The sequence below is a fragment of the Mesorhizobium sp. B2-4-1 genome, from assembly GCF_006442185.1.
In the GTDB taxonomy this organism is placed as follows: domain Bacteria; phylum Pseudomonadota; class Alphaproteobacteria; order Rhizobiales; family Rhizobiaceae; genus Mesorhizobium.
The window spans coordinates 663647-685624 of the sequence record NZ_VFVN01000001.1 but is presented as its reverse complement, the minus strand read 5'-3'; the positions used below and the strand labels follow the sequence as shown (position 1 = coordinate 685624).

General features: G+C 64.0%; 27 protein-coding genes. 15 read left to right on the top strand and 12 right to left on the bottom strand.

All coding sequences use genetic code 11. From position 1 onward, the window contains the following. Positions 1–188 precede the first annotated feature (188 nt). Positions 189–815, top strand: coding sequence for a DUF1062 domain-containing protein (locus tag FJ949_RS03540; RefSeq protein ID WP_140492870.1), 627 nt, complete (start codon positions 189–191; stop codon positions 813–815). Positions 816–876: 61 nt separating this feature from the next. On the opposite strand, the gene typA is transcribed toward FJ949_RS03540, so the two are convergent. Beyond that, the gene (typA, locus tag FJ949_RS03535; RefSeq protein WP_140492867.1) at positions 877–2706 is read right to left on the bottom strand and encodes a translational GTPase TypA; all 1830 of its coding nucleotides are present in this window, start codon (positions 2704–2706) and stop codon (positions 877–879) included. A gap of 253 nt (positions 2707–2959) precedes the next feature. Here typA and FJ949_RS03530 point away from each other — a divergent pair, with 253 nt between their 5' ends. Further along, positions 2960–3187, top strand: a complete 228-nt coding sequence (locus FJ949_RS03530; RefSeq protein ID WP_224518939.1) for a hypothetical protein — start codon at positions 2960–2962, stop codon at positions 3185–3187. A 71-nt stretch (positions 3188–3258) separates the two neighbouring features. On the opposite strand, the gene FJ949_RS03525 is transcribed toward FJ949_RS03530, so the two are convergent. Continuing rightward, positions 3259–4542 carry an MFS transporter gene (locus tag FJ949_RS03525; protein WP_140880322.1) on the bottom strand — a complete coding sequence of 428 codons (1284 nt, stop codon included), beginning with the start codon at positions 4540–4542 and terminating at the stop codon, positions 3259–3261. Between the two features lie 74 nt (positions 4543–4616). On the opposite strand from FJ949_RS03525, the gene FJ949_RS03520 reads away from it, so the two are divergent. Both FJ949_RS03520 and FJ949_RS03515 read left to right on the top strand, forming a co-directional pair. Next, positions 4617–5234 carry a TetR/AcrR family transcriptional regulator gene (locus FJ949_RS03520; RefSeq protein WP_140492858.1) on the top strand — a complete coding sequence of 206 codons (618 nt, stop codon included), beginning with the start codon at positions 4617–4619 and terminating at the stop codon, positions 5232–5234. Between the two features lie 44 nt (positions 5235–5278). Next, complete coding sequence (locus FJ949_RS03515) at positions 5279–5872, top strand: hypothetical protein (RefSeq protein ID WP_140492855.1); 594 nt, start codon at positions 5279–5281, stop codon at positions 5870–5872. 115 nt (positions 5873–5987) lie between these two features. On the opposite strand, the gene FJ949_RS03510 is transcribed toward FJ949_RS03515, so the two are convergent. After that, positions 5988–6155, bottom strand: coding sequence for a hypothetical protein (locus FJ949_RS03510; RefSeq protein WP_140492852.1), 168 nt, complete (start codon positions 6153–6155; stop codon positions 5988–5990). A gap of 307 nt (positions 6156–6462) precedes the next feature. Here FJ949_RS03510 and FJ949_RS03505 point away from each other — a divergent pair, with 307 nt between their 5' ends. After that, a complete protein-coding gene (locus tag FJ949_RS03505) occupies positions 6463–7380 on the top strand; it encodes an SMP-30/gluconolactonase/LRE family protein (protein ID WP_140492848.1) in 918 nt (305 codons plus the stop codon). Between the two features lie 23 nt (positions 7381–7403). Beyond that, positions 7404–7610, top strand: a complete 207-nt coding sequence (locus FJ949_RS03500) for a 4-oxalocrotonate tautomerase family protein (RefSeq protein ID WP_013892236.1) — start codon at positions 7404–7406, stop codon at positions 7608–7610. Between the two features lie 3 nt (positions 7611–7613). On the opposite strand, the gene FJ949_RS03495 is transcribed toward FJ949_RS03500, so the two are convergent. From FJ949_RS03495 to FJ949_RS03460, 8 genes are all read right to left on the bottom strand, one after another. Beyond that, a complete protein-coding gene (locus FJ949_RS03495; RefSeq protein WP_140492845.1) occupies positions 7614–8144 on the bottom strand; it encodes an NADPH-dependent FMN reductase in 531 nt (176 codons plus the stop codon). A 30-nt stretch (positions 8145–8174) separates the two neighbouring features. Continuing rightward, the gene (locus FJ949_RS03490) at positions 8175–8795 is read right to left on the bottom strand and encodes a pyridoxamine 5'-phosphate oxidase family protein (protein ID WP_140492842.1); all 621 of its coding nucleotides are present in this window, start codon (positions 8793–8795) and stop codon (positions 8175–8177) included. A 24-nt stretch (positions 8796–8819) separates the two neighbouring features. After that, positions 8820–9494, bottom strand: coding sequence for a septation protein A (locus FJ949_RS03485; RefSeq protein WP_140492839.1), 675 nt, complete (start codon positions 9492–9494; stop codon positions 8820–8822). 51 nt (positions 9495–9545) lie between these two features. Continuing rightward, positions 9546–11381 (bottom strand): signal recognition particle-docking protein FtsY, encoded by a 1836-nt coding sequence (gene ftsY, locus FJ949_RS03480; protein WP_140492836.1) that lies wholly within the window; start codon positions 11379–11381, stop codon positions 9546–9548. A gap of 12 nt (positions 11382–11393) precedes the next feature. Further along, positions 11394–12719, bottom strand: a complete 1326-nt coding sequence (mtaB, locus tag FJ949_RS03475) for a tRNA (N(6)-L-threonylcarbamoyladenosine(37)-C(2))-methylthiotransferase MtaB (protein ID WP_140492833.1) — start codon at positions 12717–12719, stop codon at positions 11394–11396. Further along, positions 12719–13603 carry a diaminopimelate epimerase gene (gene dapF / locus FJ949_RS03470; RefSeq protein WP_140492830.1) on the bottom strand — a complete coding sequence of 295 codons (885 nt, stop codon included), beginning with the start codon at positions 13601–13603 and terminating at the stop codon, positions 12719–12721. The genes mtaB and dapF overlap by 1 nt, the downstream gene beginning before the upstream one ends. A 72-nt stretch (positions 13604–13675) precedes the next feature. Then, a complete protein-coding gene (locus FJ949_RS03465) occupies positions 13676–13837 on the bottom strand; it encodes a DUF1328 family protein (protein WP_140492827.1) in 162 nt (53 codons plus the stop codon). Between the two features lie 89 nt (positions 13838–13926). Further along, positions 13927–14946, bottom strand: coding sequence for an MBL fold metallo-hydrolase (locus tag FJ949_RS03460; protein WP_140492824.1), 1020 nt, complete (start codon positions 14944–14946; stop codon positions 13927–13929). A gap of 129 nt (positions 14947–15075) precedes the next feature. Here FJ949_RS03460 and FJ949_RS03455 point away from each other — a divergent pair, with 129 nt between their 5' ends. The 3 genes from FJ949_RS03455 (at position 15076) to zapE (ending at position 17482) form a co-directional block, all read left to right on the top strand. Further along, the gene (locus FJ949_RS03455; protein ID WP_140492821.1) at positions 15076–15519 is read left to right on the top strand and encodes a hypothetical protein; all 444 of its coding nucleotides are present in this window, start codon (positions 15076–15078) and stop codon (positions 15517–15519) included. A gap of 136 nt (positions 15520–15655) precedes the next feature. Then, positions 15656–16195 carry a protease inhibitor Inh/omp19 family protein gene (locus FJ949_RS03450; protein ID WP_140492818.1) on the top strand — a complete coding sequence of 180 codons (540 nt, stop codon included), beginning with the start codon at positions 15656–15658 and terminating at the stop codon, positions 16193–16195. A gap of 27 nt (positions 16196–16222) precedes the next feature. Beyond that, positions 16223–17482, top strand: a complete 1260-nt coding sequence (gene zapE / locus FJ949_RS03445; protein WP_140492814.1) for a cell division protein ZapE — start codon at positions 16223–16225, stop codon at positions 17480–17482. 21 nt (positions 17483–17503) lie between these two features. Here zapE and FJ949_RS03440 read toward each other — a convergent pair whose 3' ends face one another. Then, positions 17504–17932 (bottom strand): GNAT family N-acetyltransferase, encoded by a 429-nt coding sequence (locus FJ949_RS03440; RefSeq protein ID WP_140492811.1) that lies wholly within the window; start codon positions 17930–17932, stop codon positions 17504–17506. A 236-nt stretch (positions 17933–18168) separates the two neighbouring features. Here FJ949_RS03440 and mdh point away from each other — a divergent pair, with 236 nt between their 5' ends. The 6 genes from mdh (at position 18169) to FJ949_RS03410 (ending at position 21971) form a co-directional block, all read left to right on the top strand. Continuing rightward, positions 18169–19137 (top strand): malate dehydrogenase, encoded by a 969-nt coding sequence (mdh, locus tag FJ949_RS03435; RefSeq protein WP_140492808.1) that lies wholly within the window; start codon positions 18169–18171, stop codon positions 19135–19137. A 30-nt stretch (positions 19138–19167) separates the two neighbouring features. Further along, positions 19168–20361, top strand: coding sequence for an ADP-forming succinate--CoA ligase subunit beta (gene sucC, locus FJ949_RS03430; RefSeq protein ID WP_140492804.1), 1194 nt, complete (start codon positions 19168–19170; stop codon positions 20359–20361). Between the two features lie 4 nt (positions 20362–20365). After that, positions 20366–20737 (top strand): cupin domain-containing protein, encoded by a 372-nt coding sequence (locus FJ949_RS03425; protein ID WP_140492802.1) that lies wholly within the window; start codon positions 20366–20368, stop codon positions 20735–20737. A 3-nt stretch (positions 20738–20740) separates the two neighbouring features. After that, entirely contained in the window at positions 20741–21238 is a 498-nt protein-coding gene (locus tag FJ949_RS03420; protein ID WP_140492799.1) for a DUF1579 family protein, read from the top strand. A gap of 84 nt (positions 21239–21322) precedes the next feature. Beyond that, positions 21323–21628, top strand: coding sequence for a hypothetical protein (locus FJ949_RS03415; RefSeq protein WP_140492797.1), 306 nt, complete (start codon positions 21323–21325; stop codon positions 21626–21628). Next, positions 21555–21971, top strand: coding sequence for a PIN domain-containing protein (locus FJ949_RS03410; protein ID WP_033838548.1), 417 nt, complete (start codon positions 21555–21557; stop codon positions 21969–21971). The genes FJ949_RS03415 and FJ949_RS03410 overlap by 74 nt, the downstream gene beginning before the upstream one ends. Positions 21972–21978: the final 7 nt, after the last annotated feature.

Below are 21978 nucleotides of genomic sequence, written 5' to 3'. Positions count from 1 at the left end.
CGGTGCCTTTTTTCATTTCATGTGTTCCTCTGGGCGGCGGTTCGAGACCGGTTTGGCACTGCTGAACCGCTGCCGCGCGCGCCGCGACGCCTGATCCCAAGAACCGCAGCCTACCGCCACGCCGTGCCCGCCTGGGCATCTCGACATCGCCGACCTGATGAACTTCCCGATGGGAAGGGCTTATCGGCATGTCTTCTATTCTGCGCATCCGCTGGACGGTCGCGCCTCAAATCGCACCACGTCCCCTCACCACCTGCAATCGCTGCGGCGGCATCAAAGCCTATCGCAGCAGCGGAAAGTTCCGCGTCAACGCCAACGGCAAGCGCATTGACGCCTGGCTGATCTATCGTTGTATCAACTGCGACAATTCCTGGAATTTCGGCATTTTTGAGCGCCGCAACCGCCGCGACATCGAGCCGGCGCTGCTGCGGGCGCTGGAGAGCAACGATGCAGCACTTGCCCGGCGCCATGCATTCGATGTGACCGCACTGCGCGGCCAGGTGGGGCGTGTCGAGGAGTTTCCCGACGTCGACGTGCACAAGACGGCGCTTGGCGGGACAAGCGAAGCTGCAAGCGTGCTGGAGCTCCGGCTCGGGCTCGAAATGCCGATATCGCTGCGGCTCGATCGTTTGCTCGCCAACGAACTCGGCATCTCACGGTCGCGTCTTCAAGCCCTGGAGGAGAAAGGCCTGTTGGTTGTCGATTGCGACGGGGCCAAGGCTTTGCGCAAGCCGGCACGCGACGGGACGACGGTCCGCGTCGATCTGGCCGGCAAACCCGACCGGCAGGCCATCATATCTGCCGCCAGGGGATGAACGGCAGAGGGGCGAAGCACCTGGTGCTCCGCCCCTCCCGGATACGATCAGAAAGCAGAAATTACGCGGCGCCGACGGCCTTGGACGATTTCTCGAAGCGCTTGCGCTCGTTGGGATCCAGATAAAGCTTGCGCAGGCGGATGGTCTTCGGTGTCACCTCGACCAGCTCGTCGTCCTGGATCCAGGCCAGCGCGCGCTCCAACGTCATGCGGATCGGCGGTGTCAGCTTGACCGCCTCGTCCTTGCCGGCGGCGCGGATGTTGGTCAGCTTCTTGCCCTTCAGCACGTTCACTTCCAGGTCGTTGTCGCGGGAGTGGATGCCGATGATCATGCCCTGATAGACCTTGACGCCCGGATCGATGACCATCGGGCCACGATCCTCCAGGTTCCACATGGCGTAGGCGACGGACTCGCCCTGCTCGTTGGAGATCAGCACGCCGTTGGTGCGGCCGGGCAGTTCGCCCTTATAGGGCTCATAGGCATGGAACAGCCGGTTCATCACGGCGGTGCCGCGCGTGTCGGTCAAGAGTTCCGACTGGTAGCCGATCAGGCCGCGCGTCGGCGCGTGGAAGACGAGGCGCTGGCGGTTGCCGCCGGAGGGGCGCAATTCGACCATCTCGGCCTTGCGCTCGGACATTTTTTGCACGACGACACCGGCATGCTCCTCGTCGACGTCGATGACGACTTCCTCGACCGGCTCCAGCAATTCGCCGTTCTCGCCCTTCTGCATGACGACGCGCGGCCGCGACACGGCGATTTCAAAGCCCTCGCGGCGCATGGTCTCGATCAGCACGGCAAGCTGCAATTCGCCGCGGCCCGACACGAAGAAGGAATCCTTGTCGGGCGATTCCTCGATCTTGAGCGCGACATTGCCCTCGGCTTCGCGCAGCAGGCGGTCGCGGATGACGCGGCTGGTCACCTTGTCGCCTTCCGTGCCGGCCAGCGGTGAATCGTTGACGAGAAAAGACATGGTCACGGTCGGCGGATCGATCGGCTGCGCGTGCAGCGGCTCGCTCACGCTCAAGTCGCAGAACGTGTCGGCGACGGTGCCTTTGGACAGGCCGGCAATGGCGACGATGTCGCCCGCCTGCGCTTCCTCGATCGGCTGGCGCTCGAGGCCGCGGAAGGCCAGTATCTTGGAGATGCGACCGGTTTCGATCTGGGTACCGTCATGATGCAGCACCTTGACCGCCTGGTTGGCCTTCAGCGTTCCGCTCTCGATGCGGCCGGTGATGATACGGCCGAGGAACGGATTGGCTTCCAGGATGGTGCCGATCATGCGGAACGGACCCGGATGCACGGTCGGCGCGGGCACATGTTTGAGGACGAGGTCGAACAGCGGCGACAGGCCTTGGTCTTTGGGACCTTCCGGATTTTCCGAGACCCAGCCGTCGCGCCCCGAACCATAAAGGATCGGGAAGTCGAGCTGCTCGTCGGTGGCGTCGAGCGCGGCAAACAGGTCGAACACCTCGTTGACCACCTCGACATGGCGGGCGTCCGGCCGGTCGATCTTGTTGATGACGACGATGGGCTTCAAGCCGACCTTGAGCGCCTTGCCGACGACGAACTTGGTCTGCGGCATCGGGCCTTCGGCGGCGTCGACCAGCACGATCGCCGAATCCACCATCGACAGGATGCGCTCGACCTCACCGCCGAAATCGGCGTGGCCGGGGGTGTCGACGATGTTGACGCGGGTGCCCTTCCAGTCGACCGAGGTCGCCTTGGCCAGGATGGTGATGCCGCGTTCCTTTTCGAGGTCGTTGGAATCCATGGCGCGTTCGGCGACGCGCTGATTGTCGCGGAAGGCGCCGGATTGTTTCAGAAGCTGGTCGACAAGGGTGGTCTTTCCATGGTCGACGTGCGCGATGATCGCGATATTGCGGAGGTTCATGATCTGGTCTCGGGAGCGTTGCAGGCAGCAGGCCAAAAGGCGCCGCCTCTTTCGTGTTGCGCGGCTCATACAGGGTTTTTCGCATTTGCGAAAGAGGAAGCGCGACACCAAATAATCATCAAATCTTAAGCATCGCCATGTGAAATGGTTTTGTTAACCAAGGCGGGAACCTTTTGCGGGCCCGGGCAGTTCGAACACCATGACCAACGCAGTCGTCAAATTTCGGCCGATTCTCGCAACTGCGGCTCTCGCCGTGCTGCTGGCTGCCGGCGCCGCTCAATCCGCGGCGACGCTCAAGGAAGCGCGGCCCGCTCTGCCGAGCGATATCCCGAGCGCCGAACAGGTCTTTGCGGATGCGCCCGATGGGGTCGATCCGGTGGTGACGGGGCCGGTCAGCGCGGCCTTCAAGCAAAGGCAGCAAAGCGCCAACTGCGATAGCGCGGTTTGGCCCAACGTTCCGATAGTCTGCTATCCCGACTGATCGGCTGCGCGCCGTTGGCGAAGCTGCCGATCTCCCCCTTATTGAAAGATCGCCCCTCGTCCGAAGGCGCACTACGCCGCCTGCGGCTCCGGGTCGAACGCCGGCCGGCTGGTGTTGATCAGGAGCGAGATACAGGCGGCGGCAATCGCGGTCATGCCGGCGATCAGGAAGGCCAGTTCGTAATTGCCTTGCAGTTCGCGCATGGTGCCGCCGAAGAAGGCGGCGGTTGCCGCGCCCACCTGATGGCCCGCGACGATCCAGCCGAACACGATCGGGCCGCTGCGGTCGCCGAAGGCTTCATTGGCGAGCCGCAGCGTCGGCGGCACGGTGGCGATCCAGTCGAGACCGTAAAGCACGGCGAAGATGATCAGACTAGTCGCCGAAAAGCCGGAATAGGGCAGATAGATCAGCGAAAGGCCGCGGATCGCATAATAGACGCCGAGCAGCTTGCGCGGATCGAAACGGTCGGTGAGCCAGCCCGACAGCGTGGTGCCGATCAGGTCGAAAATGCCCATCATCGACAACAGGCCAGCCGCCTGCACCTCGTTGATGCCCATATCGCCGCAAAATGCGATGAGATGCGTGCCGACCAGCCCGTTGGTGGTGAAACCGCAGACGAAGAAGGTGGCGAACAGGTACCAGAAGACGCGCGTGCCGGCGGCGCGGCGCAGCGTGGTCAGCGTGTGGGTCAGGAAATTGCCTTGTGCCGCCGGCGGTACCGGCGGCACGTCGTCGGCTTCCGCGCCATAGCGCACCATGCCGATCGATGCCGGGCGTTCCGGCACCAGCAGCAGCACCAGCGGCACCAGACAGGCCGTTGCGACGGAGATGGCGGTGACGACCGGCTTCCAGCCGCCTGATTGCGCCAGCGAGGCCAGCAGCGGCAGGAAGACCAGCAGACCGGTGGCGCTGGAGGCCGACATCAAGCCCATGACGAGACCGCGGTTGGTCTTGAACCAGCGGTTGACGATGGTGGCGCCGAGCACGGTGGCGACCGCGCCGGAGCCGACGCCGGAAAACACGCCCCAGGTGATCAGCAGATGCCATGGCTTGGTCATCAGCAGGCTGAGCGCGGTGGAGGCCGACATCACCACAAGCGCGGCAAGCAGTGTGCGCCGCAGCCCGATCCGCTCCATCAGCGCGGCGGCAAACGGCCCGGTCAGGCCGTAGAGGAAGATGCCAACCGCGGCAGCCAGCGACACCACGTCGCGCCGCCAGCCGAAACTTTCCTCCAGCGGCAGCATCATGACGGCTGGCGCGGAGCGCAGGCCGGCCGCGATCAGCAGGCAGAGAAAGATGACGGCGACCACGACGAAAGCGTAGCGCTGGCCAAATGGACGGGATTGAGCTAGCATGTTACTGACCGGTACGTTGCAGGATGGAAACATGTATACGTACCGATCGGTAACAGTGTCAACCGAGACCGCGAATGCCACCAGACAATAAAATTGAACCGTCCATCAGCAGCGCTCACGCGTCGGCTCCGCCAAAGGCGGCGGAAAAGATACTCGGCGTGGCGCGCGATCTGTTTTACCGGCAAGGCATCAGGGCAATTGGCGTCGATGAGATCGTCAGGCGCGCAGGGGTCACCAAGCCCAGCCTCTATCGCAGCTTTCCCTCCAAGGACGAATTGGCCGCCTCTTATCTGCGCCGATACGACCTCGAATTCTGGGAACGCTTCGACGAGGCGGTGAACGCCCATCCCAGCGATCCGCGCGCGCAAATCCGAGCCTTCCTGACCCGCGTCGGCAAGCGCACGCAGAAGCCTGACTATCGCGGCTGCGGCATGACCAATGCGGCCGTAGAATATCCCGAGCGCGGCCATCCGGCGCGCGTGGTGAGCGAGGACAACAAGCAGGAACTGCGCCGCCGCCTGCGCGCCATGGCCGCCGCGATGAATGCCGCCGACGCCGACACGCTGGGCGACGGTCTGCTGCTTCTGATCGAAGGCGCCTATATCAGCGGCCAGTTGTTCGGCGCCGGTGGCCCGGCGGCGTCGGTGGCGATCAACGCCGATCTGCTGATCGAGGCGAGCTTGAAGAAATAGTGTTTGGCGATAGGCTGCTGCGACCTTCAACGGAGATGTCCGCGATGCGCAGCCTGGTTCTTCCGCTCGTTCTCGCCAGCGTCTGCCGGGCAGCGCATGCCGGCGAGATATCGAGCGCCTACACCGATCTCGACTGGAAGAACGACTGCGTCACCTATGCGCAGGCCGGGGACGGTGATGGCGACTGGGCCGACCTCGCCTGTTCGGGCTATCGTGGCTATCCGGTGCTGATCGCCTATGACGATGCGCGCGAATCGCTGTTTTATGGTTTCCCGCCCGGCGGCGACATGACATCGGTCTGGGAAAGTTTCTCCGGCTTCAATTCCTCAGGCGCCAGGATCGAGTGGCGCATCGAGACCGACGGCGACAAGGCGGTGCCGTTCGCGGTCATTCACCGCCGCTCAATCAGCAATCCGGAAGACGAGAAGAAACCCACCGACGTGCTGCTCGTCTCCAAGGTCGCGCAAATGGATGCGCGCGACGGCTGCACGGTCGCACTGGTGCTGGCTACAGGAAATCCTGCCGCCAACGATCAGGCGCGCAAGCTTGCCGACGAGAAAGCACGGTCCTTCGCCTGCGGCAAGGACCGGCGCACCGTCATCGGCGAGGTGCCGGCTTTCGGGCGCGTCGACAATTGAAGGACAAGCGTTCGCCGCTCGCCGACGCGTCAAATGCTTCTGTTTTCACGCGCCCTCGTCATCACCGTTGAGGAACAGCAATGTCTCGGAGCGCGCTGGTCTGCTTGTTGCGGGCTCAGCCGTAGATCTGCTTGTGGACCTGATAAAGCATTTCCGAGCGGTCGGCGCGCATGTCGGCCAGATCGCGGCTGGAGAAGCTGTCGATTTCAGCGACGAGGCGGTTGTAGTTCTTGCGCTTGGCAATGCTGCTGCGGGCGCGGGTCAAGAGGCTGTCGAGGATCATAGCGAGTTTCCTTCTGGGCCGCATTTGGCGGCCGGTTTCTTCCTCCCTTGATCGATACGGAGCATGACATAGGAATAGTGCATCGCAAAAAGAAGATGTTGCAATGCACCATTGCGCTATGTGCATAGCCGGTTAATGGCGCCTGAACGCCACCCCCGGCGCCGGCGCATTGCCCTTCCGTGATGGGAATGCCGGTTCCTGTCGTTTTGTCTTACAAATTGCGGAAATGTCATCGCGCCGACCTTGCCATATCGATCTCCTGCTGGCTTGATCGCCGCCGGATCGCCAACGTTACCGGGAGGAAAGAATGGCCGCCGCCGACTACGAAATTCTCGATCCGCGTTTTGCGCGGTTGTTCAACGGCAATGCGCAAGTGGATAAGCTCTTCACCGGCTGCCGATGGGCGGAAGGGCCGGCCTGGTTCGCCGCCGGCCGCTATGTCGTCTGGTCCGACATCCCGAACAACCGCATGATGCGTTACGACGAGACCGACGGCAGCGTCAGCGTGTTTCGGCAGCCATGCGGCAATTCCAACGGCAACACCGTCGACCGGCAGGGCCGGCTGGTGACCTGCGAGCATTCGGGGCGCCGCGTCAGCCGCACCGAGTTCGACGGTTCGGTCACCACCATTGCCGCCAAATGGAAGGGCAAGCGGCTGAATTCGCCCAATGACGTGGTGGTCAAGTCGGACGGCTCGATCTGGTTCACCGATCCAACCTACGGCATCGACACCGATTACGAGGGCGACAAGGCCGAGAGCGAGATCGGCGCCTGCCATGTCTACCGCGTCGATCCCGGTACCGGCGATGTCGAGGCTGTCATCACCGACATGGTCAGGCCGAACGGGCTGGCTTTCTCGCTCGACGAGAGCAAGCTCTATGTCGTCGACACCGGCCGCACGCATGGCGCGCAGAACCCGGCGCATATGCGGGTATTCAATGTCGGTGAGGGCGGCAAGAAGGTCTCGGGTGAAAAAGTCTTCGCCGACTGCACCGCAGGCCTGTTCGACGGCTTCAGGCTCGACGATGCCGGGCGCATCTGGACCAGCGCCGCCGATGGCATCCATTGCTACGATCCGGACGGAACGCTGATCGGCAAGGTCAAGGTGCCCGAGGTGACGGCCAATTGCGTGTTCGGCGGCGCCAAGCTGAACTGTCTCTACATCGCCGGCACCACCTCGCTCTACATGGTCCGGCTGATGGTGAACGGCGCCAAGACCTACTGAGCTGAATTAAAGGGGAGGACGTCATGCCATTCGTCAACATCCGCATCGTCAAGGAAGTGATCGCCGCCGATCCGGCCGGCAAGAAAGCCGACATCGCCAAAAAAGTCACGGCGGCGATCATGGACGCCACCGGGCTCGGCAATGACGATGTCTGGGTGGTCTTCGAGGAGGTCAACGCCCGCGACTGGTATGTCGGCAAGACCGATGTCGAGACGCTGAGAAAAGGGTAGGCGCTAACGCGCGCGAATGAAATCCGCGAAAGCGGACAACGCATCTCGCATTGCCAACGCGTTCGCCTGCTCCCCCAGGACGGCCTCCACCTCAGCTGGCTTCTTGCCGAGCAGCCCGATCTCCAGCCCGCCGTCATGAAGCGCGAAGGACATGGTGCGCATGATCTCCGCCAATGCGGCGCGGGCATAGAGCGAGCGCGGCGAGGCGTGCACCAGCATGGCCGGCTTGTCGACGGCGGCATCGCGCGAGACCAGCCAGTCGAGCGCATTCTTCAGGCCGCCCGGCACGCCATGCGCATATTCCGGGCATGAGATGATGACGCCGTCGGCGGCGGTGACGGCATCGATCAGCCTGGACGCTTCGGACGGCGTCCGCTCACCCTCGTCGTCGGGGTTGAAGATCGGCAGCAGGCCGAGTCCTTCATGGATGGCGACGCGGCAGCCCTCTGGCGCGTTCCACGCCAGTGCCGCGACCAGGCCCGAATTGGTGGAGGCCGCCCGCAGGCTGCCGGAAATGGCAAGGAGGTTCAGCAAGGCGACGCTCGGACGAATCTTCCGCGCAGGCTACCACATCGTCTGCTTGTATTCGTCGTCCAGCCAGCGGTCGGTCGCCTCGGCCGAATCGGCGAGCGCCAGTTGGTCGCGCAGGATCTGACCGAGCGTCGGCAGCGTGGCGCGGTCGTACCAGCTGTTGGGCTTCCACAAGTCGGAGCGCATGAAGGCCTTGGCGCAATGCATGTAGGCGGCCTTGACGGCGACCACGACGACGCTCTGCGGCTCCTTGCCGTCGACGGCCAGCCGTTCGCGCAAACCCGCGTCGACGGTGATGCGGGCGTCGCCGTTGACGCGCAGCGTCTCGTTCATGCCGGGAATGAGGAACAGCAGCCCGACCGACGGGTTGAGCAGGATGTTCTCCAGCGTATCCAGCCGGTTGTTGCCGGGCCGGTCGGGGATGGCGATGGTCCTGTCGTCAAGCACGGCGGCGAATCCTGGCTTGTCGCCTTTGGGCGTCACATCGGCATTGCCTTCGCCGTCGGAGGAGCCGATCAGCACGAAGGGGCTCTTGCCGATGAAGGAGCGGCAATGGCCGTCCAGCGCCTTCAATTCCTTGCGGATCGAACCATCCGTCGGACGCGGCGTCTTGTAGATCGTCCGCAGCTCTTCGCGCGTGGTAACGAATTCCATGGCACTCCCCCCAATTTGCAGGCCTTACTTGCCGGCCTTCTCTTCGCCGCCGGTCTTGTCGTCCAGCGAATGGCGCAGGATCAGCGGCATCTGGCTGAAGGTGAACAGAAGCGTGATCGGCATGATGCCCCAGACCTTGAAGGTAACCCAGGCATCGGTCGAAAAATTCCGCCACACCACCTCGTTGACGAGGGCCAAGAACAGGAAGAACAGACCCCAGCGGAAGGTGAGTTTTCTCCAGCCCTCGGCATCCAGCCTGAAGGCGGAATCGAAGACGTAGCCGAGCAGCGATCTGCCGAAGAACAGCCCACCGAGCAGCACGCCGCCGAACAGCGTGTTGACGATGGTCGGCTTCATCTTGATGAAGATGTCGTCCTGCAGGTAGAGCGTCAACGCGCCGAAGATGAAGACGACGACGCCCGACACCATCGGCATGATCGGCAGGGTGCGGGTGAGTAGCCACGACGCGACCAGCGCGATCGCGGTGGCGGCCATGAACAGGCCGGTGGCGACGAAGATCGGGCCGCCGAATTCAGCCAGCGCCGGGAATTTCTGCGTCAGCCATTCGCCGCGCGCATTGGCGAAAAAGAACACCAGCAGCGGCCCTAGCTCGAGAACGAGCTTGAGCAGCGGGTTGACGCCTTCCTTCTTCTCTTTCTGCGGGTCGGACGGATCGCGTTCGAGAATGGGTGGGTTCATATCTTCCTTCTTACGCACGATCCGGTTGAAGCAACTTCCGGGATCATGCCGTTACGCAACGCCAGCGATCGCCCTGGCGAATTCGCTTGCCGAGAACGGTTCGAGGTCGTCGACCTGTTCGCCGACGCCGATGAAATAGACCGGCAATCTGTGTTTTGCCGCGATCGCCACCAGAATACCGCCACGCGCCGTGCCGTCCAGCTTGGTCATCACCAGGCCGTTGACGCCGGCGATGTTGCGGAAGATCTCCACCTGGTTGAGCGCGTTCTGGCCGGTGGTGGCGTCGACCGTCTGCAGCACGGTGTGCGGGGCTTCCGGATCAAGCTTGCCCAGCACGCGCACGATCTTTTCCAACTCGGCCATCAGCTCGGCCTTGTTTTGCAATCGGCCGGCGGTGTCGATGATCAGCACGTCGGAACCCGCTTCCTTCGCCTTCTCGAAGGCATCGTAGGCGAGGCCGGCGGCATCGGCGCCGAGCTTGGAGGCGATGACCGGCGATTTCGTCCGCTCGCCCCAGATCTTGAGCTGCTCGATGGCGGCGGCTCGGAAGGTGTCGCCGGCGGCCAGCATCACCGACAGGCCGCCATCGGTCAGTTTGGCCGCCAGCTTGCCGATGGTCGTGGTCTTGCCGGTGCCGTTGACGCCGACCACCAGGATGACATGCGGCTTGTGGCTGAGGTCGAGTTCCAGCGGCAGGGCGACGGGGGTCAGCACCTTCTCGACCTCCTGCGCCATCACGGTGCGGACCTCGGCGTCGGAGACATCCTTGCCGTAGCGGCTGGCGGCTAGCGAATCGGTGACGCGCAAGGCCGTCTCCAGCCCGAGATCGGCGCGGATCAGCACGTCCTCCAGATCCTGCAGCGTGTCGTCGTCGAGCTTGCGCTTGGTGAAGACGCCGGCAATGTTGCCCGACAATTCGCGCGAGGAGCGGGCAAGCCCGTCCCGCATGCGCTGGAACCAGGAGCGCCGCGGCGCCGGCTCCGGCGCCTTCTGCGGCTCGGCCTTCTGCTCCACCTTTCTGGCGACCGTTACCTTTCCGGGGGCGGGCGCAGCCTTCGGCGGGACGGGAACTGCCTCAGGTTCCGGCGCGATCTCGGCGCGCACAGGCTGCGGCTCGATCGGCGCAGGCTGGCGAATCGGCGGCGAGATTTCGGCGGCGGTTTCGGCGCTGGGTGCCAGGTTCTCGACAGGTCGGCGCTGCCCCTCACCCTCGCCCTCTTCCCGTGAAGGACGGGGAGAGGGAGGCGTTGGCGTTGCAGCTTCTTCCTTCTCCCCGTCACTATACGGGGAGAAGGTGCCAGCAGGCGGATGAGGGGCGGCGCCGGCCTGTGAAGGCTGCGCCGAAGACGGTGTCGCAGGAATCTCGATTGGCGCCGGTGTCTCGACCGGAACTTCGGCGGGCGTCGGTACTTCGGCGGGTGCCGGTTCCGGCAGCTGCTCCGGGCGCGACGGGACAATTTCCGGCTCGGCGGGCGCTGGCGGCGGTACCTCCTGCGGCCGCGGTTCGGGCGCAGGCTCCGGAATGGCCGGAGGTGTCGGAACTTCCTCAGGTGCCGGCGGCTCCGGGCGCTCGGGCGTCGGTGCCGGTTCCTCCTCCGGCCGCGGCTCCGGCAGCGGTTCCGGCTCGGGCGGAACAGTCGGCTCCGGCACCGGCGGAATGGCCGGGGCAGGCTCGGGTGTCGGCTCCTCGGGCGGCGCGGGCTCGACGGGAGGCTGAGCCTGGGTCTCCTCCCGCTTCAGGAATTCCGGAACGGCCTGCTCGGCCGCCGGCTTCAGCGTGTCGAGCTGATCCCATTTGATCGGCGGCAGCGGGGCGGTCTCGTCGACGCGCTCCTCGACGACCTCCTTCTTGCCGAACGAAAATATCTTCTTGAAGAACCCGGCCATCTCTTGCGTTTCTCAGGCGGCGCGGGCGGCAAGCGGGGCCGCGATCAGCCGGGCGCCGTCATGACCGGTGACTGTTGCTTCGACGATCTCGCCCGGCGCGCCGGTGGCGAGCGCGGCGAGCGTAAACCCTTCGGTGCGGCCGAGCCCGTCGCGCTCGATCAGGATCGACTGGCGCGTTCCGGAGAGCGACGACAGATGGCGGCGATATGCGGTCTCGCCGGCGGCGCGCAGGCGGGCTGCCCGCTGCTTGACCACTTCGCGGCGGACCTGCGGCATGCGCGCGGCGGGTGTGCCTTCGCGCGGCGAAAACGGAAAGACGTGCAGGTGGGTCAGCCCGCATTCCTCGACGATCTTTGCCGAATTTTCGAACATCGCCTCCGTCTCGGTCGGGAAGCCGGCGATGATGTCGGCGCCGAAGACGACGTCGGGGCGCAGCTTGCGCACGTCTTCGCAGAAGCGGATCGACTGATCGCGCAGATGCCGACGCTTCATGCGCTTCAAAATCATGTCGTCGCCCGATTGCAGCGACAGATGCAGATGCGGCATCAGCCGCGGCTCGGTGGCGATGACGTCGAGCAAATCGTCGTCGGCCTCGATGGAATCGATGGAGGAGAGGCGCAGGCGCTTCACGTCCGGCACCTGGCGCAGGATCGTCTTCACCAGCCTGCCGAGTTTCGGCGCACCCGGCAGGTCGGCGCCGAAACTGGTCATGTCGACGCCGGTCAGCACGATCTCGGCATAGCCGTTGCCGGTGAGCCGCTTGACCTGTTCGACCACGGCGCCCATCGGCACCGAGCGTGAATTGCCGCGGCCATAGGGGATGATGCAGAAGGTGCAGCGGTGGTCGCAGCCATTCTGCACCTGCACGAAGGCGCGTGCCCTGCCCTCGATGGCATCGACCATATGGCCGGCGGTCTCGCGTACGGAGAAGATGTCGTTGACGCGCGCCTTCTCGCTGTCGTTGACGCCGAAATCCGGCAGCGCGCGATAGGAATTGGCCTTCAGCTTCTCCTCATTGCCGAGAACGAGATCGACCTCGTCCATGGCAGCGAAATTCTGCGGCTCGGTCTGCGCCGCGCAGCCGGTGACGATGATGCGAGCCTCGGGGTTGTCGCGGCGCGCCTTGCGAATCGCCTGTTTGGCCTGGCGCACCGCCTCACCTGTGACGGCGCAGGTGTTGAAGATGACGGCGCCGCCAGCCAGCCCACCGAGGCCCGCAGTTTCGGCCTCGCGCCGCATCACCTCGGATTCATAGGTGTTCAGGCGGCAGCCGAAGGTCACCAGTTCGATGCGATTGGGGCCCTTCCCCACATCGCCATCCTTGAAAGGAGCGGGCATCAGGCCGCGCTTTCGGTGTCGCGCGCCCAGGCGCCGCTCGAGGGATCGAAGCTGCCGGAAAACTCCCATTCGGCCGCACCGGTCAGGATGACATGGTCGTTTTCAAGCCATTCGACGTGCAGCGAGCCGCCGCCGGGGGTCAGTAGATTGACGCTGCGCCCGGTGCGCCGGGTGCGGGCCGCAGCCACGACGGCGGCGCAGGATGCCGTGCCGCAAGCCTTGGTCAGGCCGGCGCCGCGTTCCCAGGTGCGGATGATCATGCTGTCGGGCGAGGTCACCTGCGCGATGGTGATGTTGGCGCGCTCGGGGAAGATGGGATGGTTTTCGAGCAGTGGGCCGAAGCGGTCGAGTTCGTAGGACCAGACGTCGCGGTCGACCCAGAAGATGGCATGCGGATTGCCCATGGAGACGACCGAGGGCGAATGCAGCACCGGGGCGTCGATCGGCCCGACCTGCAATTCGATCATGCGGGTGTCGCGGAATTCCTCGGCGAGCGGAATCTCCCGCCAGCCGAAGCGCGGCGTGCCCATGTCGACCGAGATCGAGCCGTCGGCATGTTCCTGCGCGTTGAGGATCCCGGCGACGGTCTCGAAGGTGAATGTCTTTTGTCCGGTCTCGGCCGCCAGCGCCTGGACGACGCAGCGCATGCCGTTGCCGCAGGCCTGCGCGCCCGAGCCGTCCGAATTCAATATGTCGATGAAATAGGCCGTACCCGGCGTCCGCGCCTCATGGATCGCCATGATCTGGTCGAACCGCGTCGAGGCATCGGCGTTGAGCGCGATCGCAGCTGTCGGCGTCACCCGGTCGGCACGGCCGCGCATGTCGGCAACGATGATCTCGTTGCCGATGCCGTTCATCTTGGCGAAGGGGGCGGTGCCTGCCATTTCTTCCGGTCATTCCGTACTGTTTGCCGCTATATGGCGGAAAAGGGCGGGAATTACCAGTGCATCGCGCCTTCAGGTGACGGCGAAGACGCCGAGCACGATCAGCAGGAATATGATCAGCACGATACCGATCAGGATGCGCGCGCCGGTGGCCGCCGCACCCGCTAATGCAGGCATGCCGAGCAGGCTCGCAGCGGCGGCGATAATCAGGAGAATGATGATCCATCTGAGCATGGAAATGCCTCGCAAAGCGATAGAAATCGAAGCCCCTTCAACAAACGCGCCGGTGGCGCTCGGGTTCCGCCTGCCGCGGCAGGCCCCGGTCAGAGCGCCGCTTCCTGCGGCACGTCCCAGACCTCGCCCGGCCGCAAGGCGCGAAAACGTTCGCGCGGCAGGCCCTCGGCCTCCAGCGCCTCGTCGAGCTTGCGTGCGGGCTCGTCGATCGGCTCGTCGGTGAGCTGGAACGTGCCCCAATGGCAACCGGCCGCATAGGCGGCGTTGCACAATTTCATGCCTTGCACCGCCTCCTCCGGGTTCTGATGCTGCGAGGCCATGAACCAGCGCGGCTCATAGGCGCCGATCGGCAGGATGGCGAAGCGGAAGCCGCCGTGCTTGTGAGCTATGAGCCGGTAGTTGATGCCATCATGGAAGCCGGTATCGCCCGCGAAATAGATCCGGCCGGCCCGCGTCTCGATGACGAAGCCGGCCCACAGCGCCATGCGCCGGTCGCGTGTGCCGCGCGCCGACCAGTGATGCGCCGGCTCGACATGGACGGCCACGCCATCCCCGATGTCGACCCTGTCGCCCCAGTCATGCGCCGAGAGCCGCATGCCGGGAACCGCCCCGCCAATCAGGACGTCATTGCCGAACGGGGTCACCACCAGCGGGTCGTGCCTGGCCTTGAGCTGCTTCAGCGTCGCGATGTCGAGATGGTCGTAGTGATTGTGACTGATCAGCACGAGATCGATCGGCGGCAGGTCGGCCAGGGCGATGCCCGGCGCGTTGACGCGTTTCGGCCCGACGAAGGAGAACGGCGAGGCCCGCAGCGACCATACCGGATCGGTGAGGATGTTCAGGCCCGCGGTCTGGACCAGCAGCGTGGAATGACCGACCATGGTCACGGTCAGGCCGGCGCCCTCGACACGTGCAGGCGGCTTTGCCTGCGGAAAGGGGCTCGGATTGGTGGCCGGCCATTTCGAGCGTTGGCCATTGAACTGCCATTTCAGCAGATCGGCGAAACGCGCCGGCGGCTGGCCGCCGGGATTGAAGAACAAGATTCCGTCGAAATGATCGCTGGGCGGGCCGTTATAGTAGCGATTGGCGGCTTTCGGTCTCGCAGCCAATTTGCGGCTCCAGCGAATTTCGTCTTGATAGACATAGCCCTTGTGCCGGCTGGCGCAAGCGTTTGCCGGCCGAATGCCAACGGCCCGGGCGGCCGGCTTGAGTAGGATCGGATTGGGGAGGACGATGCCATGGCGATGAAGCGGACCAGGACACCATGGATGAAGGCCGGGGATTTCGGCCGCTCGCTGGCGCGCGGCATCGGCGTCAACCTGCTGGTGAGCGACATGGCGGCCATGGAAGCCTTCTGCCGCGACGTGCTCGGCGCCGATATCATCTATGCCGACGAGGATTTCGCGGCGATCGAGCTGCTGGGCTCGGTGTTCATGCTGCACGCCGACCATTCCTATCTCGACAATGCCATGACAGGGACGATCGCCGGCGCCGAGACACGCGGCGCCGGCATCGAACTGCGCCTTTACGGCGCCAATCCGGATGCGGTCGAGGCCGCCGCGCGCGATCACGGCCACATCGTGCTGGCCGGAGCGATCGACAAGCCGCACGGCCTGCGCGAGAGCTATGTCGTCGGACCGGACGGCTATATATTCGTGCCGAGCGCTCCGCTGGCCGGATGATAGCGACAAATTTGCAACAATTCTTGGCGCAAACCCTATTTTAACCATATCGGGTTGAAATTTCGCCACCTTCTCCATCTTGGTGGAGGGCGACATTGTGCGGACGGCAGCCCCGCCGGATCCGACGGAGGTTGAAATGACTTTTTCGAAAACAGCCCTGGTGGCCGTATCGCTGGCGGCGCTCGTTGCGAGCGGCTGCTCAACCTCACGGTTTTCCTCGATGGACGACCAGCAGCCGGCGCCGCTGCAGCCGGCGCCGTCCGGTCAGGTGACGGCCAACCAGTTGCCGCCCCCGGCCTCCCCCGGCACCACGGATCCTTCGCAATTCCCGACCGCCCCGCAGAACAGCCAGGTCGCCTCCTTGCCGCCGGACGGTTCGGCGCCGGCGGGTGCGCCGGACCTGACCGCGGCCAGTGTCGCCGGCGTATGGAACGCCAGCGTTTCCGGCCAGAGCTGCAAGGTGGCGACGCCGCAGACCAAATTCGGCGCCGGTTTCCGCGCCGGACCGCTGCATTGCCCGGCGCCGATCGACGGCATCAAGTCATGGAACGTCGCCGGCAAGCAGTTGACGCTTTACGATGAGAATGGCGGCACGCTGGCACGGCTCTATTCCTCGGGCGGCTCGAAATTCGACGGCCAGACTTCCAATGGCCTGCCGATCTCGCTTACAAGGTAAGCCAATCCCTCGACAACGACGTGACCTATGCATCTGCGTGACGGCCTCCAGACCCATGTGACCGTCAGGCAGCGTTACGACCATCTGGTCGACACCGGTGCCATCGAGCGCGATCCGGCGCAGGAGCGGATCGTCACCGCTCTCGACCGGCTGATATCAGAGATTTCGGTGAAGCGGCTGGCGCACAAATCGAGCGCGCTTGGCTGGCTCTTCGCCCGAAGGCGCGAGACGCACGAGGCGGTCAAGGGCCTCTACATCCATGGCGGCGTCGGCCGCGGCAAGACCATGTTGATGGACTTGTTCTTCGAGCTGCTGCCGGTGCGGCGCAAGCGCCGCGTGCATTTCAACGACTTCATGGCCGAGGTGCAGGACCGCATCCAGAAGCACCGGCAGGAGCGCAAGGACGGCACGGTGAGGGAAGACGATCCGATTCCGCCGGTGGCGCGGGCGCTTGCCGAACAGGCCTGGGTACTGTGTTTCGACGAGTTCTCGGTCACCGACATCGCCGATGCGATGATCCTGTCCCGGCTGTTTTCGGCGCTGTTCGCCAGCGGCGTGGTGCTGGTGGCGACGTCGAACGTGGCACCGGAAAATCTCTATCGCGACGGGCTGAACCGTCAGCTTTTCCTGCCCTTCATCGGCATATTGGAACGGCACGCGCAGGTGCTCTCGCTCGATGCCGACAAGGACTATCGGCTGGAAAAGCTTGCCCGTACGCCGGTCTATGTCACGCCCGCCGATGCGGCGGCCGATGAGGCGATGGACGCGGCTTGGCAAACGATGACGCGCGGCGCGCCGACGGCCGAGACGTTGCTTGCCGTCAAGGGCCGGCAGCTGGCCGTTCCGCGCGCCGCCGGCGACGCGGCGCGTTTTTCCTTCGCCGATCTGTGCGAGAAGCCGCTCGGCGCGCGCGACTATCTGGCCCTTGCCGACCGCTTCTCGACCATCTTTATCGACCACATTCCGGTGCTGGGTGAAGGCCGGCGCAACGAGGCCAAGCGCTTCATCCTGCTGGTCGACACGCTCTACGACCATCACATCAGGCTGGTGGTAAGCGCGGAAGCGCCGCCGCAGCAACTCTATGTGGCCAAGCGCGGCGTCGAGGTGTTCGAGTTCGAACGCACGGCTTCGCGGCTGATTGAGATGCAGAGCCGCGACTGGCTGGAGGATTGGGCGGAGCGGCGGAAGGCGAAGACGACGCCGGAGGCGCGGCAGGCGCCGGCTACGCCGCCTTCGTCCCAGGGCGGAGCGACGCAAAGCGAAGCGCGCACCCTAGGACGAAGATAGGCCGAACTCCTGTCAGCCTCGCTACAGTTGATAAACATACATGAGGAAGCTCTCTGCTGACTCGTGCGTCTCCTCGCGCGACTCGTAAAGCGCGCGGGCGGCACGGTTGTCCGGCTCGGTGCCGACCCAGGCTTCTTCGCAGCCATTCTCCCTGCCGATCGCAAACATCGCGTCGAGCATCTTTCGCGCGATGCCCTGGCGCTGGAAGGCCGGCGATACGCCGACCTCGTCGATGTAGAGCTCCGTCGCCTTGTCGGGATGACGGTGAATGATGGCGGCGCATTGACCGACGGTCACGCCGTCGGCGAGCGCCACGACCATGAAGTGGCCGGGTTCCCTGAGATAGACTGCCAATCGATCTGGCCTGACCGGTTCGTCGAACACATCCTCGGCGACCCGCATCACAAGGGCGTCATTGCCGGCATCAAGTCTTACGATCTCCATCTTCATCGTGTAGATTTTCCCCAGTCGAGTTTTCAAACTTTTACGTTTACGTAATTCCCGGTCACTCTAACCGATTGAAAACGCTCGCTCCAAAATAATCGTTTGAATTTACGCGGCGCCGGGGCTATTGGGTGCGGCGAAATCTCGCGGGATCCCCGCAGCATTCCGGTCTCTTCCTCGACGCCGTCATCAGATCGTCAGCGATTTGAGCGACATCACGAACAAAGGGAAACTATCCTGACATGGCACGCAACAAGATAGCGCTTATCGGCTCTGGCATGATCGGCGGCACGCTCGCTCACATGATCGGCCTCAAGGACCTCGGCGACGTGGTTCTGTTCGATATTGCCGAAGGCATCCCGCAGGGCAAGGGGCTCGATATTGCGCAATCGTCGCCGGTCGACGGGTTCGATTCCAGGCTGACCGGCGTCAACGACTATGCCGGGATCGAAGGGGCGGACGTCTGCATCGTCACCGCCGGCGTGCCGCGCAAGCCGGGCATGAGCCGCGACGATCTGCTCGGCATCAACCTCAAGGTCATGGAACAGGTCGGCGCCGGCCTGAAGAAGTACGCGCCGAAGGCCTTCGTCATCTGCATCACCAATCCGCTGGATGCGATGGTCTGGGCGCTGCAGAAGTTTTCCGGCCTGCCCAACACCCATGTCGTGGGCATGGCCGGCGTGCTCGACAGCGCTCGCTTCCGCTATTTCCTGGCCGAGGAGTTCAAGGTCTCGGTCGAGGACGTTACCGCCTTCGTGCTCGGGGGCCATGGCGATTCCATGGTGCCGATGATCCGCTATTCGACGGTTGCAGGCATTCCTCTGCCCGATCTCGTCAAGATGGGCTGGACCTCGAAGGAGAAGCTCGACCAGATCGTGCAGCGCACCCGCGATGGCGGCGCCGAAATCGTCGGCCTGTTGAAGACCGGCTCGGCCTATTATGCGCCGGCCGCATCGGCGATCTCGATGGCCGAAGCCTATCTCAAGGACAAGAAGCGTGTGCTGCCTTGCGCGGCCCATCTTTCCGGCCAGTATGGCGTGAAGAACACCTATGTCGGCGTTCCCGTGGTGATCGGCGCCGGTGGCGTCGAGCGCGTCATCGAGATCGAGCTTTCCAAGCCAGAGCAGAAGATGTTCGATAGCTCGGTGGCGGCGGTGCAAGGCCTGACCGAGGCCTGCGTCAAGATCGCGCCGCAACTCGCCTCGAAGTGAACCCCAGCAGCTGATCCGGAGACGATCCAGATGAACATCCATGAATATCAGGGCAAGGCGCTGCTGAAGGGCTTTGGCGCGCCGGTGGCCCAAGGCGTGCCGGTGTTCAAGGCGGATGAGGCGGAAGCCGCCGCCAAGGCGCTGCCCGGCCCGCTCTATGTGGTGAAGAGCCAGATCCATGCCGGCGGCCGCGGCAAGGGCAAGTTCAAGGAGCTCGGGCCTGACGCCAAGGGCGGCGTGCGGCTGGCCAAGTCGGTCGCCGACGTCGTCGCCAACGCCAACGAGATGCTCGGCCACACGCTGGTGACCAAGCAAACCGGCCCGGCCGGCAAGCAGGTCAACCGGCTCTATATCGAGGATGGCGCCGACATCGAGCGCGAGCTCTATCTGTCTGTTCTGGTCGACCGTTCGGTCGGCCGCATCGCCTTCGTCGTCTCGACCGAAGGCGGCATGGACATCGAGGCGGTCGCCCACGACACGCCGGAAAAGATTATCACCGTCGCCATCGATCCGGAAAAGGGCGTTACCGCGGATGACGTGAAGAAACTCAATGGCGCGCTGAAGCTCGACGGCGATGCTGCCAGGGACGGCGGCACGCTGTTCCCGATCCTCTACAAGGCCTTCGTCGAGAAGGACATGAGCCTGCTCGAGGTCAATCCCCTGATCGTCATGAAAAACGGCCGGCTGCGCGTCCTCGACGCCAAGGTGTCGTTCGACAACAACGCGCTGTTTCGCCATCCGGATGTGCTCGAGCTGCGCGACACCACCGAAGAGGACGAGAAGGAGATCGAGGCGTCGAAATACGACCTCGCTTATGTCGCGCTCGACGGCAATATCGGCTGCATGGTCAATGGCGCCGGCCTCGCCATGGCGACGATGGACATCATCAAGCTCTACGGCGCCGAGCCGGCCAACTTTCTCGATGTCGGCGGCGGCGCGTCGAAGGAAAAGGTGACGGCGGCCTTCAAGATCATCACCAGGGATCCGGCGGTCAAGGGCATCCTGATCAACATCTTCGGCGGCATCATGAAATGCGACATCATCGCCGAGGGCGTCATCGCCGCGGTCAAGGAAGTCGGCCTGAAAGTGCCGCTGGTCGTGCGCCTGGAAGGCACCAATGCCGAACTCGGCAAGAAGATCATCAACGACAGCGGCCTCAACGTCGTGTCAGCCGACGATCTTGACGACGCGGCCAAGAAGATCGTGGCGGCGGTGAAGGGCTGATCAAGTGCCTCCACGCAAGATAAACCTCGTCGAGGCTGCGGATGCGAAGATCGCGGATGTCTTCGATCCGCATATCGCCGGCGATGTCAATGACAGCCAGGCGAAGGTCGCCAAGTTCGGCGCGGTTTTCGACTGGCACGCCCATGACAACGAAGACGAAGCCTTCCTCGTGCTGCGCGGCCGCATCGCCATCGATTTCCGCGACGGTCCGGTCGAGCTCGGCGAAGGCGACTTCATCGTCGTGCCGCGCGGCGTCGAGCACCGGCCGCGTTCGCTGACACCGGAACCGGTGGTGCTGATGTTCGAGCCGGCGACGACGCTCAACACCGGCAACGCCAAGAGCGATCTCACCGTCACCGACCTGAAGCGGCTCTGAACCATGAACGCGGCCTCCTTCTCCTCGCTCTCGCCCGATCACCAGCGCCTGCAGGCGCTGGTCGGCGCGTGGCGTGGCGAGGAAGAGGTCGCGGACACACAATGGGCCGATGGGGGCTCAGCGACTTCGGAAGTACTGGCAGAGGCACAGTTCGGCGGCCTGTTCGTAGTGCAACGCTATCGCCAGCGCCGCGACGGGACGATTTCGTTCGGCGCGCACAGCGTGTTCGGCTTCGACCGGCAAAACAGCCTTGTCACCATGCATCAGTTCGATTCGATGGGCTTTGTGCCGGCCTCGCCGGCCTCCGGCACGTGGGAGGGCAACACACTGACGCTGTTGCGCTCGTCGCCGCGCGGGGCCGCACGCGTGACCTACGCTTTCGACGGCAGCGACAGCTATCGCATGCGACTGCAATTCCAGCCCGTCGGCAGCGACGGCTGGCAAGACATGATGAGCGGCCTTTACCGGCGCGTCCCGCCTTCCGTTTTGGGGGATGGCTGAGCGGATGGAAATCCTGGGCAAAGCGGTTGAAGAAAGACACATAATCACACATATATTGGCTGTGTGTTTATGTGGAGACGAGCGATGAAGAACGTCACCCTGGCCATGGACGAGGCACTGCTTGAGAAAGCGCGAGGCCTTGCCGGACGTCGCAAGACGACGCTCAACGCCCTCATTCGTTCACTGCTTGCGCATGAAGTCGAGCAGGAAGATCGGATTGCCTGGGCCAAGGCGGGAATGAAGCGGCTTATGGACGAGGCTGCGAAACGGAGCGACAGCGCCGACACCCCCTACAAGTGGGATCGAAGGGACGCCTATGCCGACCGGGAAGATCGACTGCTTTCTCGACACGAACGTCCTGATCTACGCGGCTTCGGAGAAGAATCGTGACCCACGTCGCGCGCCAATCGCAGAAGACCTGGTATCGAGCACTGTCTTTGGCGTGTCGGGGCAAACCTTGGCCGAATTCACAGCGGTGGCGCGAGGAAAATCCCTTCTGGGGGATGATCTGCTCGACCAATGGCTGGTCCTCCTCGGCACTTGTCCGCTGGTGCCTGTCGACGAAAGCTATGTTCGCGCAGGACTGGACCTCGCACGCCGCTACGGAATTCACTACTACGACGCCGCGCTTCTTGCCGCAGCCGGATATCTCGGCGCGCCGATTTTCTACACCGAAGATCTCAACCACAACCAGGTTTATGGCTCGGTGCGAGCCGTCAATCCTTTCTTGTAATCGCTGA

Excerpts from the sequence above, each read along its gene's own strand:
- FJ949_RS03455 (WP_140492821.1), top strand. The coding sequence starts at position 15,076 with ATGGCGATGAAGCGGACCAGGACACCATGGATGAAGGCCGGGGATTTC.
- FJ949_RS03450 (WP_140492818.1), top strand. The coding sequence starts at position 15,656 with ATGACTTTTTCGAAAACAGCCCTGGTGGCCGTATCGCTGGCGGCGCTC.
- zapE (WP_140492814.1), top strand. The coding sequence starts at position 16,223 with ATGCATCTGCGTGACGGCCTCCAGACCCATGTGACCGTCAGGCAGCGT.
- FJ949_RS03490 (WP_140492842.1), bottom strand. The coding sequence starts at position 8,795 with ATGGAATTCGTTACCACGCGCGAAGAGCTGCGGACGATCTACAAGACG.
- FJ949_RS03415 (WP_140492797.1), top strand. The coding sequence starts at position 21,323 with ATGAAGAACGTCACCCTGGCCATGGACGAGGCACTGCTTGAGAAAGCG.
- FJ949_RS03510 (WP_140492852.1), bottom strand. The coding sequence starts at position 6,155 with ATGATCCTCGACAGCCTCTTGACCCGCGCCCGCAGCAGCATTGCCAAG.
- ftsY (WP_140492836.1), bottom strand. The coding sequence starts at position 11,381 with ATGGCCGGGTTCTTCAAGAAGATATTTTCGTTCGGCAAGAAGGAGGTC.
- mtaB (WP_140492833.1), bottom strand. The coding sequence starts at position 12,719 with ATGCCCGCTCCTTTCAAGGATGGCGATGTGGGGAAGGGCCCCAATCGC.
- FJ949_RS03515 (WP_140492855.1), top strand. The coding sequence starts at position 5,279 with ATGCGCAGCCTGGTTCTTCCGCTCGTTCTCGCCAGCGTCTGCCGGGCA.
- FJ949_RS03440 (WP_140492811.1), bottom strand. The coding sequence starts at position 17,932 with ATGAAGATGGAGATCGTAAGACTTGATGCCGGCAATGACGCCCTTGTG.
- typA (WP_140492867.1), bottom strand. The coding sequence starts at position 2,706 with ATGAACCTCCGCAATATCGCGATCATCGCGCACGTCGACCATGGAAAG.
- FJ949_RS03520 (WP_140492858.1), top strand. The coding sequence starts at position 4,617 with ATGCCACCAGACAATAAAATTGAACCGTCCATCAGCAGCGCTCACGCG.
- FJ949_RS03500 (WP_013892236.1), top strand. The coding sequence starts at position 7,404 with ATGCCATTCGTCAACATCCGCATCGTCAAGGAAGTGATCGCCGCCGAT.
- FJ949_RS03410 (WP_033838548.1), top strand. The coding sequence starts at position 21,555 with ATGCCGACCGGGAAGATCGACTGCTTTCTCGACACGAACGTCCTGATC.
- FJ949_RS03540 (WP_140492870.1), top strand. The coding sequence starts at position 189 with ATGTCTTCTATTCTGCGCATCCGCTGGACGGTCGCGCCTCAAATCGCA.
- FJ949_RS03485 (WP_140492839.1), bottom strand. The coding sequence starts at position 9,494 with ATGAACCCACCCATTCTCGAACGCGATCCGTCCGACCCGCAGAAAGAG.
- FJ949_RS03420 (WP_140492799.1), top strand. The coding sequence starts at position 20,741 with ATGAACGCGGCCTCCTTCTCCTCGCTCTCGCCCGATCACCAGCGCCTG.
- FJ949_RS03525 (WP_140880322.1), bottom strand. The coding sequence starts at position 4,542 with ATGCTAGCTCAATCCCGTCCATTTGGCCAGCGCTACGCTTTCGTCGTG.
- FJ949_RS03505 (WP_140492848.1), top strand. The coding sequence starts at position 6,463 with ATGGCCGCCGCCGACTACGAAATTCTCGATCCGCGTTTTGCGCGGTTG.
- dapF (WP_140492830.1), bottom strand. The coding sequence starts at position 13,603 with ATGGCAGGCACCGCCCCCTTCGCCAAGATGAACGGCATCGGCAACGAG.
- mdh (WP_140492808.1), top strand. The coding sequence starts at position 18,169 with ATGGCACGCAACAAGATAGCGCTTATCGGCTCTGGCATGATCGGCGGC.
- sucC (WP_140492804.1), top strand. The coding sequence starts at position 19,168 with ATGAACATCCATGAATATCAGGGCAAGGCGCTGCTGAAGGGCTTTGGC.
- FJ949_RS03465 (WP_140492827.1), bottom strand. The coding sequence starts at position 13,837 with ATGCTCAGATGGATCATCATTCTCCTGATTATCGCCGCCGCTGCGAGC.